A 17,265-nucleotide genomic window follows, 5' to 3' on the forward strand; every position below is an offset into this window, starting at 1 on the left:
CATGTACCGCGCATTGCAATGTTCCCTGGATGAAGACCTGAGTCGCTTTACCCACTTCCTGCGTAGCCGGGGGGTGGTACATCGCATTACCGAAGAAGACGGCAAACAGGTTGTCTGGACCCACGATGAAGCCGGTGCGCAGATCGTCCAGGCATTTTATGCTGAAGGTATTGCTGATCTGGTCGCTGATATGCCGGCGGACCGGTCGGCTACGCAATCAGCTAGAGCCAGTTGGCCGCTGGTATGGCGCAGAATACCGGTCACACTGATTATATTGGCGTTGACCGGTGTCGTCGCGTTGCTGACCGGGATGGGCAGCCGCCCTGAGAGTATCGGATTGTTTACCTTCGTGCCGGTGGATGCGAATGGCTATTTCGCCAGTCAAATCGATCTGAGCCAGTGGTGGCGGTTGGTGGCGCCGATATTCCTGCATTTTGGCCTGATGCACCTGGCGTTCAACGCGCTTTGGTACTGGGAGCTGGGCCGGCGCATCGAGATGCGCTCGGGCGGGCTTTGGTTGCTGGGCCTGACGCTGCTGTTTGCGGTGATTTCAAACACTGCGCAGTGGTGGGTCAGCGGTCATGCGCTGTTCGGCGGGTTGTCTGGCGTGCTCTACGGTTTATTGGGTTATTGCTGGCTGTATCAGTGGTTGGCCCCCAATGTGCATTTTGCCCTACCTAAAGGTGTGGTGGTGTTAATGCTGGTGTGGCTGGTGCTCTGCCTGTCCGGGCTGATTACGTTGCTGGGTTTTGGCGCGATAGCCAATACTGCTCACGTCAGTGGGTTGCTGGTCGGTTGTGCTGCCGGCCTTATAGCCGGTGGTCTGGAACGCGCCCGACACGCAGCTTAGCAATGACCCCAGCAATGAATAGAATTGAACTAATGACATCGCTTTTTCTGGAGACATCATGACCAGCTTTGCCGAAATGCTGCGCAATATTACCCCCGACGTTTATGCCAGCCTGAAAACCGCAGTCGAGATCGGCAAGTGGGCCGATGGGCGCAAGTTGACCCAGGAGCAGAAGGAGCTGTGCTTGCAGGCAATGATTGCCTGGGAGCAGGGCAATCTGCCTGAAGAGCAGCGTACCGGCTATATGGGCCCACAGGGCTGCAAATCCGAGGCGAAAACGGTGCCCAATATTCTGTTTTCCACCGGTCCGGATACGTTGCACTGATGGCCTATCTGCAAGGTCAAGGCGGTATCAGCAAGCTTAGAACCGCGCTGGATTCTCCGGTCAGTTATCACCTCCCAATTGGTGATGCGCACCTGCCGCTCAACGAATGCCTGGGTAAAACCTTGCGCCTGGAATCGCTGGGTCTGATTCATTGCAGCCATTGCGGGCGGCGCACGAAAAAGAGTTACAGCCAGGGCTATTGTTACCCCTGCATGATCAAACTGGCGTGCTGTGATACCTGTATCATGAGCCCTGAAAGGTGCCATCATCACCTGGGCACCTGCCGTGAACCGGCCTGGGGCGAGCAGTTTTGCATGACCGATCATATTGTCTATCTGGCCAATTCTTCCGGGCTCAAGGTCGGCATTACCCGCGCAAGTCAGGTGCCGACGCGCTGGATGGATCAGGGCGCAAGCCAGGCGTTGCCGATCATGCGGGTCTCCACTCGGCTGCAATCCGGGTTGCTGGAAGATCTGCTGCGTCAGCAGGTGGCGGACAAAACCAATTGGCGCGCGCTGCTCAAGGGTGAACCGGAACCGGTGGATATGCTGGCCGCGCGCGACCGGCTGCTGGATGGCGCCGCGCAGGGCATTATGGCACTACAGCAACAACACGGCCTGCAGGCTATTCAGCCGGTGCACGCGCAAGTGACCGAAATCCGTTACCCGGTGCTGCAATACAGCGCCAAGCCGCAATCAGCCAACCTGGACAAGGAGCCGGTCCTTGAAGGTACCCTACTGGGTATCAAGGGCCAGTATCTAATACTCGATACAGGCGTCATTAATATTCGTAAATACACCGCCTATACACTGTCTGTCAGTGTGTCCTGAGGAGAACGCCATGCGTACCGAACAACCCAAGACCATTTACCTCAAGGACTATGAACAACCCGATTACTGGATCAGCGAAACGCATCTGACCTTTGAACTGCACGAGGATCATGCGCTGGTGCATAGCCGTTTGAGCGTGCAGCTGAATACTGACAAGAACGGCCAGACTCTGCCGGCGCTGGTGCTCGATGGCCAGAAACTCGAATTATTGGCAGTCGCCGTAGATGATCAGTCGCTGGCAAGCAGTGACTACCAGGTAGACGCGGACAGTCTGCGCCTGCAGCCTGCCGTAGCGTCATTCGATCTGGCGATCACCACGCGAATCAAGCCGCGAGACAACACCGCGCTTGAGGGGTTGTATCAGTCCGGGGCGATGTTTTGTACGCAGTGCGAGGCCGAGGGCTTTCGCAAGATCACCTATTATCTGGACCGCCCGGATGTGATGAGTCGCTTTACCACCACGGTGATCGCCGAGCGCGGCGATTACCCGGTGCTGCTGTCAAACGGTAATCCGATTGCTGCGGGTGAGCACGAAGGTGGCCGCCACTGGGTGACCTGGGAGGATCCCTTCCCCAAGCCGGCTTATCTGTTCGCTCTGGTGGCCGGCGACCTGTGCCTGATTCAGGACAGCTTCACGACCATGAGCGGGCGCGACATCGACCTGCGCATCTACGTTGAGCCGGAAAATCGTGAACAATGCGCGCACGCAATGGACAGCCTCAAGCGCTCTATGCGCTGGGACGAGGAGGTGTATGGCCGCGAATACGATCTGGATATCTTTATGATCGTCGCAGTTAACGACTTCAATATGGGCGCGATGGAGAACAAGGGGTTGAATATCTTCAACTCCAGTTGCGTGTTGGCGCATGCGGACACCGCTACTGATCTGGCCTTCCAGCGGGTCGAGGCGGTGGTCGCGCACGAGTACTTCCATAACTGGTCGGGCAATCGGGTGACCTGTCGCGATTGGTTCCAGTTGTCGCTCAAGGAAGGTTTCACCGTGCTGCGTGACTCGCAATTTTCCGCTGACATGAATTCGGAAACGGTCAATCGTATTGAAGGTGTAACCTTTTTGCGCGCCAACCAGTTCGCCGAGGATGCCGGTCCCATGGCGCATCCGGTGCGCCCGGATTCCTTTATCGAAATTGCCAATTTCTACACCCTGACCGTCTACGAGAAGGGTGCCGAGGTGGTGCGCATGCTGCACACGCTGCTGGGCGCGGAGGGCTTTCGCAAGGGCACCGATCTGTATTTCGAACGGCACGATGGCCAGGCCGTGACCTGTGATGATTTCGTCAAGGCCCTGGAAGATGCCAATGGCGCTGATTTCACTCAGTTCAAGCGTTGGTACAGCCAAGCTGGCACGCCACGGCTAGCCGTAGAAGGGCGCTATGATGCTGCGGCTGCGACGTTCAGCTTGCTGTTCCGCCAGAGCTGCCCGCCGACGCCGGGCCAGAGCGAGAAAAAGCCACAGGTGATTCCGGTGCGGATGGCTTTGCTGGATGCGCAGGGCGTGGAAATGCCGCTGCAACTAGCCGAGGAAGCACAGCCTCAGGGTACCGAGCGGGTTCTCGCAGTGACGGCGGCAGAGCAGGTATTCACCTTTACCGGCATCACTGAAGAGCCGCTGCCGTCTTTGCTGCGCGGCTTTTCTGCGCCGGTGAAAATGACCTATCCGTACAGCCGTGATGACCGGGTTTTTCTGGCCAAGCATGATCCCGATGGTTTCAACCGTTGGGAGGCTTCCCAGGCGTTGGCGGTGGAGATTCTTCAGGGGTTGGTGGGTATTCATCAGGCCGGCCGGCCATTGATGCTGGATCAGCGTTTGCTGGATGTGTACCGCACGGTGTTGGCCGACACCACGCTGGATCCTGCGATGGTCGCAGAAATACTGCGGCTGCCTTCTGAAGCCTATCTGGTGGAGCTGGCCGATGTGGCCGATATCGATGCTATCCACTATGCCCGGGAATGGGTCCGTCAGGAACTGGCGGTCGCGTTGGAAGCCGAGATGTGGCCGCTGTACCAGGCCCTGAATGATCAAGCGGCTTATAGCCCATCGGCTGCGGCCATGGCGCGCCGTAGCCTGAAAAATACCCTGCTTGGTTATCTGATGCTCAGCCCGTCGGGCAAGGCGCTGGATCTTTGCGTACGGCAGTTTGTCGAGGCCAACAACATGACCGATCGCCAGGCTGCACTGGTAGCCCTGGTCAACTCGCCACACCAGCAGCAAAGGGACGCAGCCTTGAGTGAGTTTGCCGAACGCTGGCACGCTTATCCGTTGGTCATGGACCAATGGTTCAGTGTCCAGGCCGCAGCGAGCCAGCCTGGCGCCTTGCAGCGTGTCGAGGCGTTGATGGAGCACCCGGCATTCAGCATGCGCAATCCGAATAAGGTTCGCTCATTGATCGGTGCTTTTGCCAACCAGAATCTGGTTAATTTTCACGCTGCAGATGGGTCAGGGTATCGCTTTCTGGCTGATCGTATTCTGCAGCTGGACCCGCTCAACCCGCAAATTGCCGCGCGCTTGCTGACCCCTCTGACGCGCTGGCGCAAATACGATGAGGCCCGGCAAGATCTGATAAAGGCTGAATTGGCACGGATTATGTCGGCCGCCAACCTCTCGGCAGATGTGTATGAAGTGGTGAGCAAGTCTTTGCTCTGACTGATCTGTTCAGCACCGCAGCACTTCAGGTGCCGCGGTGCTGAACCGCGCTTCACAAAAGATAACCATGAACTGTTAGTGTAGTCGTAACAACCTCTGTAATATCAGCCGATCCGTCGTGCGAACATGACGCCGAATAACAATAAAAGAGGTTGATGTATGGGGGAGCCATCTGTCTGGCATGCTTCATCCGTTCCTTGTGTTTGCCCATTTTATCGGGCTTTGAGCGCTTTTTCTGAGACGTTTTTTCTGTTGTTCAGTACTTGCCATCAGGCCGTAACCTGGCTCTGGGTGGATTCCTGTGTCTGGCTGTCAGCGCAGGCTCGACTGACGCAACCGCTGTGCCGTTCGTTGTCGACGGACAAATAAAGTCAGTGCCAAACCTAATAATAAATGATCGATGGCTTGTGGGCCGGGAGAGTCGGGATGTCGAATAATATTCACGAAGCCGAAACCTTTATGGAACGGCTGGTGTTCAACAACCGCTTGTTGGTTGTTGCAATCTTTGTAGTGATTACTGTCTTTCTCGGCTACCAGGCGTCGCAAATCCGTCCGGATACCAGCTTTGCCAAGATGATTCCGCTTGAGCATCCTTATATCGTCAATATGGTTAAACACCAGGACGATCTGGCTGGGCTGGGTAACTCGATCCGTATCGCTGTTTCCATCAAGGACGGTGATATTTTTACCAGTGAATACATGGAAACCCTCAAGCGCGTGAACGATGAGGTGTTCTTCCTGCCGGGGGTGAACCGCTCCGGATTGCGTTCGCTGTGGACGCCTAACGTGCGCTGGACGGAGGTGACCGAATACGGTTTTGATGGCGGGCCGGTTGCCAGTCATCCGGCTTACCTGGAGCAGAACCAGATCGAGGATCTGCGCGTCAATGTGCTCAAGTCTGGCGAAATCGGCCGTCTGGTCGCGAACAATTTCAAGTCCAGTATCATTGAAGTACCGTTGCAGGAATTTTATCCCAATCCGGAGAACCAGTCAGAACTGCTGCGGCTGGATTACGGTGATTTTTCTGCGATGCTGGAAGAAAAAATCCGCGATCAATTCCAGAACGAGAACCCCAACATCGAGATTCATATCGTTGGCTTTGCGAAAAAGGTCGGTGACCTGATCGAAGGGCTGGGTGCGGTAGTGGCGTTTTTTGGTATTGCATTGCTGATCACGCTGGTGCTGTTGTATTGGTTTACCTGGTGCATGCGTAGCACCTTGTCGGTACTGATGACGACCTTGATTGCGGTGGTCTGGCAGTTGGGTTTGATCAATCTGATCGGTTTCGGGCTGGATCCATACTCGATGCTGGTACCGTTTTTGATCTTCGCCATTGGTATTTCCCACGGCGTGCAAAAAATCAACGGTATCGCGTTGCAATCCGGTGAGGCTGATAATGCCTTGATCGCGGCCCGTCGTACCTTCCGACAGCTGTTTTTGCCCGGTATGATCGCGATTCTGGCCGATGCGGTGGGCTTTATTACCCTGCTGGTTATCGATATCGGCGTTATTCACGAGCTGGCCATTGGTGCTTCGGTGGGCGTGGCGGTGATCGTTTTCACCAACCTGATCATGCTGCCGGTGACCATTTCCTACCTGGGTATCAGTAAAAGGGCAATCGAGCGTAGCAAGCGCGACGCGGTGCGCGAGCATCCTTTCTGGCGCGCTTTGTCCTATACCGCGCACCCGAAACTTGCCCCGGTGTTGGTCATTCTGGCGCTGGTCGGTGGTACCAGTGCGTTCTTTTATCAGAAGGCCAATTTGCAGGTTGGTGACTTGGATCCTGGCGCTCCGGAACTGCGCCCTGATTCGCGCTACAACCTGGACAATGATTTTATTATCTCCAACTACTCCACCAGCTCTGATGTTCTGGTGGTGATGGTCGAGACCGGTCCGGAAATGTGCTCGTCTTACCAGACCATGGCGGCAATCGATCAGCTTGAGTGGCACATGGCTAATGTCAAGGGTGTGCAATCGGCGGTGTCGCTGGTGACGGTGGCGAAGCAGGTGCTGATGGGTAATAACGAAGGCAACCTGAAATGGCAGACCCTGTCGCGTAACCAGGACAACCTGAACAGCGCGGTCAGCCGGGCCCCCGAGGGCATGTTCAACAATACCTGTTCGCTGGCACCGGTGATGGTGTTCCTCAATGATCACAAGGCAGAGACGTTGAAAACCGCGACTGCCGCCGTTGAAGCCTTTGCTGCCGAGTACAATACCGAGGAGATGAAGTTCCTGTTGGCGGCGGGTAATGCTGGCATTGAAGCCGCTACCAATGACGAGATTGCCAGCTCCGAATTGTTGATCCTGGTGCTGGTGTATATCTGGGTCGGCGTGATGTGTTATTTCACCTTCCGCTCTCTGGCTGCGACCATCTGTGTTGTGCTGCCGCTGGTACTGACCTCGGTGCTGGGTAACGCGCTGATGGCCTACCTGGGGATCGGTATGAAGGTGGCAACCTTGCCGGTGATTGCGCTGGGTGTAGGCGTGGGGGTGGATTACGGCATCTATGTATACAGCCGCCTGGAGACCTTCCTGCGTGTAGGTATGCCGCTACAAGAGGCCTATTACGAGACGTTGCGCTCCACCGGTAAAGCGGTGCTGTTCACCGGTCTGTGTTTGGCGATCGGCGTGGCCACCTGGGTGTTCTCGGCGATCAAATTTCAGGCGGATATGGGCTTGATGCTGACGTTCATGTTCCTGGTTAACATGATTGGTGCACTGCTGCTGCTGCCAGCCCTGGCCCGGTTCCTGATCAATCCGGCGAAGATGGTTAACAAGCCAGCCAGCAAGCTGACCCATTGATCAGTAAAGCCAGTCATTCGGTCAACGAATGACTGGCTGGTCGGGCTGCTCAGACCGTCTAAAGCGGTCTAATCAGCCCCTCCTATATCATTGTGGTGATTAACAAAAGATAACCGTGGCCGGTTGGCAGCGTCTGTCAAAGGCCGGTACTATTGATTAGCCGCTATCAGCGGTTGCCATGCCTGTATCAAAACACAGGCACCTATAAGAATAAGGGGGAATGGTGTATGCGTAAGCCCATCGAGCGGCGCGCTTTACTGCTTTGCCAAGCCAGTGAAAAAGACCCACTGGCAGGCAAGAGTCGCAAACAATCTTTGTCTCGTCAGATCCTGACTGCTCTGGGCCTTTCCGCTGCCTTGACCTGTGTGCCTGCTGCTACTGCCTTTGCTCAGGACAGCATCGCCGGCGACACAAAACCCGCAGTCATTTCATTCAAGGCCAGTGAGGTGTTGTTGCTGGACGTGGCTAACGCGGGCGATCGACTGGTTGCGGTTGGTAGCCGTGGGCATGTCGTTTATTCCGATGATCAGGGCCTCAGCTGGATTCAGGCACCGGTGCCGACTCGCCAATTGCTCACCGCCGTGTATTTCGCCGATGAGAAAAACGGCTGGGCTGTAGGCCATGATTCGCTGATTCTGCACACCGCTGATGCTGGCGAGACCTGGGAAATGCAATACCGGGATCCGGCGCTGGAAGAATCCCGTGCCGATCAGGACGGTGGTCTTCTTGAACGGCCGCTAATGGATGTCTGGTTCCGTGACGCCAATACCGGTTTTGCAGTAGGCGCCTATGGACTGTTCCTGCGAACCGATGACGGCGGGGCAAGCTGGGAAGACCTGACGTTCGACGTCGATAACGAAGATGGCTTCCATTACAACGCGATCACCGAGATAGCCGATACCGGTCTGTTTATGGTTGGCGAACTGGGCACCATGTATCGCTCAGCTGATTATGGTGATACCTGGGAGACGCTGACGGATCTACCCTATGATGGCTCTTTCTTTGGCGCGTCGGGCACTGGCGAGGCCAACGTGGTTCTGGCCTGGGGTCTGCGTGGCAACATGTTCCGTTCGGAAGATTTCGGTGACACCTGGGAGCAGGTCAGCCTGGATACCCCCAATAACGGTCCTCTGGAATCAACCTTGTCTAGCGGCAGCCTGTCCAAAGACGGCCGCATGGTTGTGGTCGGCATCGGCGGCGTGGTGCTGACCAGTGATGATCGTGGCCGTACTTTCAATGTGGCGATTCGTTCCGATCGTGTTGCTTTGTCCAGCGGTACCGTTCTGGATGATGGCAGCGTCCTGCTTATTGGCCAGCGCGGCGCGGTCAAGGCGGGTGAGAACGGTCTCGCAGTCGCTCGCTGAGCGGCTGCACCCAGAATAAATAAACTCCAGGAGAAACTGGATGTCCAAGCATCGTCAGGAAACAGCGCCCTTTGTCGAGCGGTTGATCTTCAACAACCGCATGATTGTCTTGGTTATTTTCGCAGTAATAACCGCACTGCTGGGTTATCAAGCCGCGCAAGTAAAGCCAGACACCAGCTTCGAGAAGATGATTCCTCTGAAGCACCCCTATATCGTCAATATGATCGAACACCAGAACGATCTGGCCAACCTGGGTAACTCGATTCGCATCGCTGTTGCCATTGAGGATGGAGATATTTTCTCTACCGAGTATATGGAAACCCTCAAGCGCGTTAACGACGAGGTCTTTTTCCTTCCCGGCGTTGATCGCTCCAACCTTCGCTCACTGTGGACCCCCAACGTACGCTGGACCGAAGTGACCGAATATGGTTTTGATGGTGGGCCGGTGGCCAATCGACCAGCCTATCTGAACGAGGATGATCTTGAGGAATTGCGCGAGAACATACTCAAGTCCGGTGAAATCGGTCGTTTGGTGGCCAACAACTTCAAGTCGACGATCATTGAAGTGCCGCTGCAGGAGTACTATCCCAATCCAGAAAATCAGGGGGAGCTGCTGCGCCTGGATTACGGCGATTTCTCCCGCCAGTTGGAAGAGAAGATTCGTTCCGAATTCCAGGGCGAAAACCCGAACATCAGTATCCACATAGTCGGTTTCGCCAAGAAAGTCGGCGATCTGATTGAAGGCATCATGCTGGTGGTGATGTTCTTTGGTGGTGCTTTGGCGATTACCTTTGTATTGCTGATGATTTTCACCCGCTGTCTGAAAAGCTCGCTGACTACGTTGGTGTGCTCGGTGATCGCGGTGATCTGGCAGTTAGGTTTGCTGCGCAGCATGGGTTTTGGCCTGGATCCCTATTCGATTCTGGTGCCCTTTCTGGTGTTTGCGATCGGTATTTCCCACGGGGTACAGATCATCAATGGCATGGCCATTGAGTATACCAACGCCGATGACGCCAATACCGCAGCCCGGCGGGCATTCCGTTCCCTGTATATTCCCGGCATTGTGGCGTTGATTTCCGATGCGGTGGGTTTCATTACCCTGCTGCTGATCGAGATTGAAGTTATTCGCGAGCTGGGTATTGCCGCGTCTGTTGGCGTGGGTGTGATTATTCTTACCAACCTGATGCTGCTACCGATCCTGATGTCTTACATTGGTATTAGCAAAAGGGCGGTTGAGCGCAACCGTGAGATGGCTTCGCGTCCGCAGAAGTTGTGGCTCGCCGTGGCCAAGTTCGCCCACCCTAAGGTGGCACCCGTTTCGATAGTGCTGGCGGTTCTCGCCTTCGGCTTTGGTATCTACCATGGCAAGAATGTCGAGATTGGTGACCTGGATCCGGGTGCCCCGGAGCTGCGTCCAGACTCGCGTTACAATCTGGATAACGACTTCATTATCAGCAACTACTCAACCAGTTCCGACGTGCTAGTGGTGATGGTCAGTACGCCGCCTGAAAGGTGTTCGGCCTACGAAACCATGGAAGCCATCGACCAGTTGGAATGGCGGATGCAGAACCTGTCCGGGGTACAGTCGGCGGTGTCCATGGTGACTGTGGCCAAGCAGGTGATCATGGGTAACAACGAGGGCAACCTCAGATGGCAGACGCTGTCGCGTAACCAGGATAACCTGAACAACGCGATCAGTCGGGCGCCCACCGGCATGTTTAACGCCGAATGCTCCCTGGCACCGGTCATGCTGTTTCTGGAAGATCACAAGGCAGACACCCTGACCCGGGCTACTGACGCGGTGGAGGAATTCGCGGCTGAGTACAACACCGATGAGCTTGTATTCAAGCTGGCTGCTGGCAACGCAGGTATTGAAGCGGCGACTAACGTGGTGATCGAGGCGTCCCAAACCAAGATGCTGCTAACGGTCTATGCGGTGGTGATCCTGATGTGTCTGATCACCTTCCGTTCGATCCGTGCGGTACTGTGCATCATCATTCCACTGGCTCTGACCTCGGTATTGGCTAACGCGCTGATGGCGTTCCTGGGGATCGGCGTGAAGGTGGCTACCTTGCCGGTGATTGCGCTGGGTGTGGGTATCGGGGTTGACTACGGGATCTATATCTACAGTCGCTTGGAAACCTACCTGCGCCAGGGTTTGCCTTTGCAGGAAGCCTACTATGAAACCTTGAAAACCACAGGTAAGGCAGTGACCTTTACTGGCTTCACACTGGCTATCGGTGTCGCCACTTGGATCTTCTCGGCGATCAAGTTCCAGGCTGATATGGGTATTCTGCTGACCTTCATGTTCTTGTGGAATATGTTCGGTGCGCTGTGGCTGCTGCCGGCTCTGGCACGCTTCCTGATTCGTCCGGAGAAGCTGCGCTAGCAAGCAAGGCAGCGCAGTAACTTAGTCTTAGCCGCCCCTTGGGGCGGCTTTTGTATGTCAGGTTTATGTCAGGTGGTTGAGCGCAGCTCAGGGGGAAGGGCGGGTTGGGATGGTGCCTGGGGTTAGGGCTAGCAGTGCGTCGCCGCAGGATCATACATTCGGATAGAGTGACTCCAGCGTGTTGCTGTCTTCAGCAACCTGGCGCTTCTGGCTCTGCACTACCATACGTACCGCGCGCCATAGCGGCTTGCCGCGCCAGTGGCTCTCGGTTTGACCGAACAGGCTGGCATTCAGGTCGTCTAATGCGTCAGCCAGTTCAGGGTGGCGCTGGGTGATGGCGATCAAACCTTCTGCATCCTGCTGCCGAGCCCAGCTTTCCAGCGCCTTGCGCGCCTCGGCCGGATGGTTGGCGCGGCAAGCTGTTTGCAGGTCTGCCAGAGGGTTGCCCTGCACGACGGTATCGAAGATCTCTTCGTCGGCGTCGGGTTTATCAAGTAGCTGCAAGCGTTGACGCAACCGGTACAGCGCCAACAAGCACAGGCTCAATGCCAGCGCCAGGACCGCGCACGCCAGTTGCCAGGGCCAGACGGGCGGCCCCTCAAGCAACTGAACATCATTGCCGTTGACCGGTTCGCTGGATCCCGACCCCGCAGCGAAGCTGTCGCTGGCCATGACATTGAGGGTTATGGCGTCCAGTTCCAACTGCTGTAACTGGTCGGCCTGCGTATCCCACCAGTACAGGGTCTGCGCGGGTAGCAGGAACTCTCCGGCTTTCTGTACCAGAAGGGCTGCGCTGTCCTGGCGCATCCCGCGTACGCCCTGTTCACTGATGCTGTTGTCGAGCTTGGGTTGGTCGGCGTATTGCCGCAGACCGTCTACTTCGGTGCCGGTCAGGCTTGCGAGCGGTGGTAACTGATTGGCACTGAGGCCATCGGCTTCGATGCTTAAAGAGCGGGTGAGTGATTCTCCGCTAAGTAAATTAATGGTGGGATCGGGTTGCCAGGTCTGGGTCAGCGTCACTGATCGCGCAGGTAACCATGGCGCATTAGCCGGGTAACTGTCAGGGACCGGCTTTACCTGCAGGACAATGCTTGGCGAGCGTACTTGAACCAGACGCCCGTTGCGGGCCGAGAAAGGCGAAGTTGCATCGCGGGGTTGTAAGGTGGTGGCGCTGAACAGTTGCGACGGAATTTCCAGCTCGCCGCTGCTCTGTGGAAATAAAGCATAACGGACTTCGATAACGCCATGCCTGACACCATTGATGACGCGTTCGTATTGGCGTGGCGTACCAAGGCTCTCGACGCGGGTATCAGGGATATCCAACCCACTCAGGTTAGAGTCATCATAGAGCGATACCGAGTGGTAGATACGCAGCGTCATCAGCACCTGTGCCTGTACATAGGGCGACTCGGTGTCCATTTCAGTATCAATAAACACCGGCGCCATCTGCACGTTATCGTCGCGGGCTGCTTCTTCGGCGGATAGTACATGCAGGCTGATCGGCTCGGATCGGGCTTGGTCAAGGATCACCGGGGGAATGACGACGTAACCAGTACGCTTGGGTGCAAGCGTGATCACCCAGCGGGTGACCGGCTGGGTGCGGCCGTTGAGCTGGCTAATCAGGCTGAGTTGGCGGGTGTTCTGAATGACAAAATGTTCTTCCAGTGCGTCCAGCTCAGGGCGGCTGAATCTATTTGCCGCTGCGCTCTCCAGCGTCAGCTCAAGCGCTTCACCTTCAACCAGACGTGTGCGGTCTACGCTGGCTTCAATGGCCGCGACGGCGGGGCTGCTGAGTAGCACGCAGAGCAGGATCATTAGGCGTCGAATCATTGGGATCGGTCTTCCAGTTGCCGCAGTCGCTGGTAAAGAAATTTTCGTTTCAGCAGCTCGGAGGGATCATCGGGGATATCCTGCAGCCATTGCTGCAGCGCGGCCTGTTGTTCATTGTTGCGGTTCGCCGCGCTGCTGTCACCCCGGTCGCCCAGGTTGTCAGATGGCGTATCGGCGGGCGGCGGGCTCACTGGGCTATCTGTTGTCGTATCGCCCTGGGCGCGGGCGTCGGCAGCAGAGACGCCGTTCTGTGCTTCGGCCGCAGAAAGCGGATCCGCTGTGGCTGGTTCCTGATCAGGGGTAGACGGGGGCGGGGTGGCAGCGCGGTCTTCCTCTTGCCCCCCGGTATCAGTGGCGGATGGTGTTTCCCCAGCATTATGCTGATCATTCTCCTCGTCGGCCTGTTCCTGTTGTTTGGCCAGTTCTTCCAGCAATGCTTCTATGCGTGCGCGGTTGTGTCTGGCCGGTTGATGCTCCGGGGCTCTGGTCAGCGTCTGCTCGTAGGCTTCCAGTGCTTGTTGGTATTGACCCGCCATCGCCAGTGCCGTGCCATGGTTGAAATGATAGTCGGCGTTGTCTGGCTGCGCATCCAGGAGCGCCTGATAGGCTTGGGCCGCTGCCGCATAGTCACCTGCTTGATAATGTGCCCAAGCGCGCCACTGCGGATTCTCGAAGAGCTGCGCCGCCGCTTGCGGTTGTTGGCGCTGCAGTTGCTGCATGGCCTGTTGATCGGGTCTATGCCACAGGTCTTGCCAGGCGGAAGCCTCAGCAGGCAGCGGCACTAGCGCTGCGCACAGTAGCAGCCCCAGCCAACCGCGCCGTGCTCCTATTGCGGCCAGGGGCAGTAACAGCAGGATAAGCCAGTGACCCTGATCGTTGAGGCTGGTGCCAGCGTCCTGCGGCGTTTGCGTAAGGCTCGACGTTGCCGGGACCAGGGTCTCCAGATCCTGGTCGTCGAGCCGGATCTGCTGATAGCGTGCCCCGGTATTACGCGCAATGACGGCAAGGCTTTTACTATCGAGTCTGGGCAGCAAGATACGCCCCTGATCATCGCGCATGAACCCGCCCTCGGCCAGCGGCACCGGTGAGCCCTCGGCGGTGCCCAGGCCGAGTATTGAAAGGCGCCCGCCCAATTGGCTGGCATGGCCGCGCAACGCTTCCAGCTGCTGGCCTTGGGCACCGCTGGTGATCAGCAATACACGGCTGTTGCCCGGTGGTAGGTCGGCGATCATCTGTGTAGCAAGGGTTAAAGCGGCATCCAGGTTTTGGCCGTCTTCAGGCATAACGCTGGGCTCAAGTGCGTTAAGCAGGTTAGTCAGTGTGTCCATATCGCTGCTAAGGGGTGTCACTGGGTGAGCAGTACCTGCGTAGGCAATCAAGGCCAACTGGCTGTCCGCGCGCATGTGCATTACATCACGTATCTTTAGCCGGGCTCGTTCCAGCCGATTGGGCTGCAGGTCAGTGGCCAGCATGTTGCGCGAGATTTCCCAGACTATGACCAGGGCTGAGTCGTTTGCCTGGGCAGCGGGTATGGGTGATTCGCGGATTGGCCCGGCCAGGGCAACAATCCCAATCAGCCAGGCGGCACCGAGAAACAGAAAACGCCCGGCATGCCTGCCTCCAGACTGGCGCTGCAGTAGTGCCTGGCGGATGGCTGCCGGCAGCAGTCTATCCCACGCCGAGTGCTGGTTGACCTGGCGATAGAGCAGCCAACAGCAAACCGCCGCGAATGGCAGAAGCAACAGGGCCCAGGGACGCATAAAGGTTAAGCCTAGCAGCGCGTCAGTGGTCATGGCGCACCTTTTTTTGCATGCATAATCAGGTTTGAATGCGTTATCAGGTTGATGGCCGCGAGCAGCAAGCTCAGCAGTAGCGCCAGACCCAGCGGCCAGGGGTACAACGGCTCGGCCTGGCGCCGCGGCTGCCGGTCGCGTAGCGCCGGTTCCAGCTGTTCGATGCGTTGGTAAATGCGATTGAAGCTTTCGCCATCGCGGGCGCGGAAATATTCTCCGCCGGTAGCCAGGGCAATATCAGTTAGCGTGCCTTCATCCAGCTCCACCGAAGGGTCGGTGCCCTGTGCCAGCATTCCTGTTGCGTTAGACCCAAGGGCGCTTTCGGCGCCGACACCGATGGTGAATATACGGATATGTTCTGTGGCAGCAAGGCGGGCCGCTTGAAGCGGGTTGATCTGGCCAGCGTTATTTGCGCCATCAGTGATCAGAATCAGTACACGGCTTTCGGCGGGTTCGTCCGTTAGCCGTTTGACCGCCAGGCCCACGGCATTGCCGATCGCCGTCTGTCGCCCCGCCAGGCCAATAAAGGCCTCATCGAGCCAGACGCGAACGCTGTTCAAGTCGTGGGTCAAAGGCGCTTGGACATAGGCGTTGGAGCCAAACAGAATAAGACCGATGCGATCCCCCTGGCGCTGCGCGATAAAATCGCCGAGCAGCTTTTTGACTAAGGTCAGGCGGTCTACAATCGCGCCTTCAAGCTGCATGTCGGCATATTCCATGCTCCCCGACAGGTCCACGGCGATCATCATGTCGCGTCCGCTGACGCTGATAGGCAGGGGGTCGCCAAGCCATTGAGGGCGCATGCAGGCCAACACCAGTAACAGCCAGATCAATGCGAAGCGCCCGCGTTGGCCTGCCATGGGTTGGGCTGTGGCCTCAACCGGGAGCTTCTGCAAGCGTGGCAGGAAGGCGACCTGCAGTGCCGCTGTACGATTGCTGGCTGCTGGCAGCAGCCAGCGAAGCAACCAGGGCAACGGCAATAAAAGCGCGGCAGCGGGCCAAGCGAGATCAAGCATGGTTATGCCTCAACCAACGGCGCAACTCACGATGCAGGTCCCGCCGCTGCTGCGCACTCAGCTGCGGCGTTTTCCGGTACAGATCTGCGGCTAGCGGCTCCAGACTGCGCCTTTGCGGCCGCGGGTAGTGAGCGCAAAGATAGTCCAGCCACGCTTGGCCAAACAGCCGGGTGGCGGCTGCGTCGCCTCGTTGTTTAAGCAACCGCTTGAGCAAGGTGTTGACCTCGGCAAGCCATTGCTGGTCGGTCAAGGTGGCCGGGATGTCGCGCAATGCCTGTTGGGCGCGTAGTTTTATCGCCGATCTGCGCCGCCAGCGCATCAGCAAAAAAGGTGCCGTCAGGCTGAGCAGGCAGACTGCTCCGAGCACCAGCCACCAGCCGGGCGCCGGAGGCCACCAGGGTATAGGCGCGGGCGCGGCGGGGTGTATCAGTGTGTTGAGCAGGGCCTCAGTCACTGCGCGCTCCGATGCTTGTGGCTACTAAGCATGTCGCGCAACTGGTCCACCGCGCTACTGCCCGTATGCAGGCTGAACAGCGAGCAGGAAAAGCGTCTCGAGAGTCGCTGCCAGGCGTGCTGCTGGGCAATAAACTGACTAGCGTACGCCGCACGCAGTGTGGCATCAGCGGTATTCAGCGTAACACGCTCCTCGCCCTGGCTGAACTCGAGGACTTTGCCAATCGGCAGTTGGCTTTCCAGGATGTCGTACACCGGCAGCAGCACCAGATCGTTGTGCGCGGCCAGGTTGACTAGCAACGTCGGGTTGACCTGGTCGATCGCGGCATGATCACACAATAGATATAAAATACTGCCCGGTCGGACCACTTCGCGGCTATGCCGCAGGGCCAGATTCAACGGCTCAGACTGGTTATCGCCAATCGACTGACTGGCGGGTTGCAGCGCATTATTGGCCTGCTGCAATAGGCTGAACAGGCGTAAAATAGCCCGGCGGTTGCGTTGCGGGCGGACCTCATGACATTCCGCACCGAAGATCACGCCGCCGACGCGGTCGTTGTGGGCTAATGCGGTCCAGGCAATCAGGCTGGCTGCGTCTGCGGCCATGACGGATTTCGTGCAGGTCTGACTGCCGAAGAACATGCGATCGCTCTGTTCACACATGATAAATACCGGCCGCTCACGTTCCTCATTGAATACCTTGGTATGGACCTTGTTGCTTCGCGCAGTTACGCGCCAGTCAATGCTGCGGATATCGTCGCCGGGTTGGTAGCTGCGCACCTGATCAAAATCGACACCGCGCCCGCGCAGGCGCGTGTATTGTTGCCCCAACTGTCGGCTGGCCCGCACCGGCCCGCGAAATAGCGGTAGCCGTTGGCAATGCTGGCGGCTCTCCAGCAAATTCTCCAGGCTGATATAGACGCGACACTCGGGGGCTCTGGGCTTCAT

At 57.3% G+C, this 17,265-nt stretch carries 12 protein-coding genes; 7 read left to right on the top strand and 5 right to left on the bottom strand.

Going from position 1 to position 17,265, the window contains the following annotated elements; translation table 11 throughout:
• Window position 1 precedes the first annotated feature (1 nt).
• The 7 genes from K787_RS0107890 (at window position 2) to K787_RS0107920 (ending at window position 11,225) form a co-directional block, all read left to right on the top strand.
• A complete protein-coding gene (locus K787_RS0107890) occupies window positions 2-850 on the top strand; it encodes a rhomboid family intramembrane serine protease (protein ID WP_022962252.1) in 849 nt (282 codons plus the stop codon).
• 58 nt (window positions 851-908) lie between these two features.
• Entirely contained in the window at window positions 909-1,175 is a 267-nt protein-coding gene (locus K787_RS0107895) for a YeaC family protein (protein WP_022962253.1), read from the top strand.
• Window positions 1,175-2,005 carry a DUF2797 domain-containing protein gene (locus tag K787_RS0107900; RefSeq protein WP_022962254.1) on the top strand — a complete coding sequence of 277 codons (831 nt, stop codon included), beginning with the start codon at window positions 1,175-1,177 and terminating at the stop codon, window positions 2,003-2,005. Before K787_RS0107895 ends, K787_RS0107900 begins: the two co-directional genes overlap by 1 nt.
• A 10-nt stretch (window positions 2,006-2,015) precedes the next feature.
• Window positions 2,016-4,667 carry an aminopeptidase N gene (gene pepN / locus K787_RS0107905; protein ID WP_022962255.1) on the top strand — a complete coding sequence of 884 codons (2,652 nt, stop codon included), beginning with the start codon at window positions 2,016-2,018 and terminating at the stop codon, window positions 4,665-4,667.
• 426 nt (window positions 4,668-5,093) lie between these two features.
• Window positions 5,094-7,472 carry an efflux RND transporter permease subunit gene (locus K787_RS0107910; protein ID WP_022962256.1) on the top strand — a complete coding sequence of 793 codons (2,379 nt, stop codon included), beginning with the start codon at window positions 5,094-5,096 and terminating at the stop codon, window positions 7,470-7,472.
• A 227-nt stretch (window positions 7,473-7,699) separates the two neighbouring features.
• On the top strand, window positions 7,700-8,836 hold the full coding sequence (locus K787_RS0107915) for a YCF48-related protein (RefSeq protein ID WP_022962257.1): 1,137 nt from the start codon (window positions 7,700-7,702) through the stop codon (window positions 8,834-8,836).
• 40 nt (window positions 8,837-8,876) lie between these two features.
• The gene (locus tag K787_RS0107920; protein ID WP_022962258.1) at window positions 8,877-11,225 is read left to right on the top strand and encodes an efflux RND transporter permease subunit; all 2,349 of its coding nucleotides are present in this window, start codon (window positions 8,877-8,879) and stop codon (window positions 11,223-11,225) included.
• Window positions 11,226-11,375: 150 nt separating this feature from the next.
• On the opposite strand, the gene K787_RS0107925 is transcribed toward K787_RS0107920, so the two are convergent.
• The 5 genes from K787_RS0107925 to K787_RS0107945 are packed head-to-tail and all read right to left on the bottom strand — an operon-like array spanning window position 11,376 to window position 17,265.
• Window positions 11,376-13,055, bottom strand: a complete 1,680-nt coding sequence (locus K787_RS0107925) for a BatD family protein (RefSeq protein ID WP_022962259.1) — start codon at window positions 13,053-13,055, stop codon at window positions 11,376-11,378.
• Window positions 13,052-14,848, bottom strand: a complete 1,797-nt coding sequence (locus K787_RS0107930; RefSeq protein ID WP_022962260.1) for a VWA domain-containing protein — start codon at window positions 14,846-14,848, stop codon at window positions 13,052-13,054. Before K787_RS0107930 ends, K787_RS0107925 begins: the two co-directional genes overlap by 4 nt.
• Window positions 14,845-15,864, bottom strand: a complete 1,020-nt coding sequence (locus K787_RS0107935) for a vWA domain-containing protein (RefSeq protein ID WP_022962261.1) — start codon at window positions 15,862-15,864, stop codon at window positions 14,845-14,847. Before K787_RS0107935 ends, K787_RS0107930 begins: the two co-directional genes overlap by 4 nt.
• Complete coding sequence (locus K787_RS22560) at window positions 15,857-16,318, bottom strand: DUF4381 domain-containing protein (RefSeq protein WP_022962262.1); 462 nt, start codon at window positions 16,316-16,318, stop codon at window positions 15,857-15,859. Before K787_RS22560 ends, K787_RS0107935 begins: the two co-directional genes overlap by 8 nt.
• A complete protein-coding gene (locus tag K787_RS0107945; protein WP_022962263.1) occupies window positions 16,315-17,265 on the bottom strand; it encodes a DUF58 domain-containing protein in 951 nt (316 codons plus the stop codon). The genes K787_RS22560 and K787_RS0107945 overlap by 4 nt, the downstream gene beginning before the upstream one ends.

The sequence above is a fragment of the Halopseudomonas pelagia CL-AP6 genome, from assembly GCF_000410875.1.
GTDB classification, from domain to species: domain Bacteria; phylum Pseudomonadota; class Gammaproteobacteria; order Pseudomonadales; family Pseudomonadaceae; genus Halopseudomonas; species Halopseudomonas pelagia.

Excerpts from the sequence above, each read along its gene's own strand:
- K787_RS0107890 (WP_022962252.1), top strand. The coding sequence starts at position 2 with ATGTACCGCGCATTGCAATGTTCCCTGGATGAAGACCTGAGTCGCTTT.
- K787_RS0107895 (WP_022962253.1), top strand. The coding sequence starts at position 909 with ATGACCAGCTTTGCCGAAATGCTGCGCAATATTACCCCCGACGTTTAT.
- K787_RS0107900 (WP_022962254.1), top strand. The coding sequence starts at position 1,175 with ATGGCCTATCTGCAAGGTCAAGGCGGTATCAGCAAGCTTAGAACCGCG.
- pepN (WP_022962255.1), top strand. The coding sequence starts at position 2,016 with ATGCGTACCGAACAACCCAAGACCATTTACCTCAAGGACTATGAACAA.
- K787_RS0107910 (WP_022962256.1), top strand. The coding sequence starts at position 5,094 with ATGTCGAATAATATTCACGAAGCCGAAACCTTTATGGAACGGCTGGTG.
- K787_RS0107915 (WP_022962257.1), top strand. The coding sequence starts at position 7,700 with ATGCGTAAGCCCATCGAGCGGCGCGCTTTACTGCTTTGCCAAGCCAGT.
- K787_RS0107920 (WP_022962258.1), top strand. The coding sequence starts at position 8,877 with ATGTCCAAGCATCGTCAGGAAACAGCGCCCTTTGTCGAGCGGTTGATC.
- K787_RS0107925 (WP_022962259.1), bottom strand. The coding sequence starts at position 13,055 with ATGATTCGACGCCTAATGATCCTGCTCTGCGTGCTACTCAGCAGCCCC.
- K787_RS0107930 (WP_022962260.1), bottom strand. The coding sequence starts at position 14,848 with ATGACCACTGACGCGCTGCTAGGCTTAACCTTTATGCGTCCCTGGGCC.
- K787_RS0107935 (WP_022962261.1), bottom strand. The coding sequence starts at position 15,864 with ATGCTTGATCTCGCTTGGCCCGCTGCCGCGCTTTTATTGCCGTTGCCC.
- K787_RS0107945 (WP_022962263.1), bottom strand. The coding sequence starts at position 17,265 with ATGAAGCCCAGAGCCCCCGAGTGTCGCGTCTATATCAGCCTGGAGAAT.